The 1,591-nt window shown below is 72.2% G+C and carries 1 protein-coding gene; it reads right to left on the bottom strand.

Annotated elements, in window-relative coordinates; genetic code table 11:
- Nucleotides 1–140: 140 nt before the first annotated feature.
- Nucleotides 141–1,445 (bottom strand): IS1380 family transposase, encoded by a 1,305-nt coding sequence (locus HK417_RS24265; RefSeq protein WP_308123835.1) that lies wholly within the window; start codon nt 1,443–1,445, stop codon nt 141–143.
- Between the last annotated feature and the right edge of the window lie 146 nt (nt 1,446–1,591).

Genomic DNA, 1,591 nt, shown 5'->3' with positions numbered 1-1,591 from the left:
TAAGCCCGGATGCACCGAGCCGAGATGCTGTTGCACTGACGTGATCTTGCTTTGGTGCGGCGCGCCTGCGGGCGGGTTGTGGGCAGGACCGAGTTGCCGGTCTGCCGGCCTCTCCCAGTTCCGGTCGTCGTGGCAGGGGATCAGGCTGGTCGCGGGAGGGCGGCGATGGCTGTCAGCGCGGCGTTGAACTCGTCCCGCCAAGGCCAGCGTTCCGGGGCTCGCAGGTGTCGTCGGCGGGCGGAGTGGACGAGTCGGGCGGGCATGGTGAACAGCGTCCGGCGCAGCGTGGTGGCGGTCGCCTTGGCCAGTCGGCCGCCGGCGAGGATGCCGACGGCGCGGCCGAGGTTGTGGGCCAGCACCGCGAGGGCCAGCCAGGCGGCGTTGGCCATGAACTTGCCCGAGGGCAGGTGCGCGAGGCCGGCGGACTTCAGCTCGGCGATGGTCTGCTCGACCACGGCATGCCGGCGGTGGTCGGCCTCGACCTCCGCCAGCGGCAGGTCCCGATCGGTGACGAAGGCGTGGTAGTCCCAGGCGGTGACCAGTGCCAGCTGGGAGCCCGGCGTGGGCCGGACGCGGCGCACCACGAGCCGGACGGTCAGCGCCTGCTTGGTGCCGGCGAAGCAGGTGTAGGAGGTCTCGGCTACGTCGGCGCCGGAGACGTCGGGGCTGCTGAGCCAGTACGGGATCGGGGTCCACGCGTCCTCGTCGATCGCCGCGATCGCGGCCCGTATGCGGCGGTTGTGCCGGACGGTGACGGAGAACCGCACGTCGAACTTCCGTGCGGTGAGCAGCACGGCCTGGCTGTAGAACGCCGAGTCAGCGCGCACGGTCAGCGGCCCGGTGGCGCCGGCGTGCCGAACCCGGCTGACCGTCTCGGTCAGGAACGACGCCGCGCCGCGGGCGGCTCCGGCGCTGCCCCCGCGTAGCCGGCTGAACAGCACCTGCCCGGTCTGCGCGCAGACCGCCAGTTGCGGGTGGTAGCCGCGGACCTTGGTGTAGCCGAACCCGGCGCCCTGCTTGTCGCGGCCGTAGACCGGACAGATCGTGGAGTCGATGTCGATGGTCAGCGGGGCGGCCAGGTCTGCCGGGCCGCCGCCGGCCGCCCAGGTGCGGGCCAGCAGCTCCCGGCCGATCGCGTCGAGCTGGCGGACGTTGGACCACTTGAACGCCCGCAGCCACGACCCGATGGTCGAGGGCGCCCGCACCCCGTCGAACACCTCGTCGGTCGCGCCGGTGCGCAGCACGTCCACGTCCCGGATCGAGTCCCCGCCGGCCAACATCGACCCCAGCACGGTCAGCGCCTTCGCCCCGCTGCGGTGGCCGTGCGCGGCCAGGCTCAGCCGGTCATCGACCAGCCGTTCCAGATCCAGCCGCTGCGCCAGCGCCGCCGCGGGCAGCAGCCCGGCCGACGGCACAAGATTCGGCTCGTCGAACCTCACACCCACCCGGGACAGATCGTGCGATGCTCGCATCCGTCAGATGCCCTCTCGACTCGTGAACTTGCGACCTCAGCAATCGCATCGTTCCTGGTCGGAGGGCATCTGATCTTCGGGGCGCGCCGTCGCTCACCGCGTCAGGCGGTGCATCCGGG

The organism is Modestobacter marinus (assembly GCF_019799945.1).
GTDB classification, from domain to species: Bacteria; Actinomycetota; Actinomycetes; order Mycobacteriales; family Geodermatophilaceae; genus Modestobacter; species Modestobacter marinus_B.
Note: the sequence above shows the minus strand (reverse complement) of the source record. Positions and strands in the feature narration are given on the sequence as shown.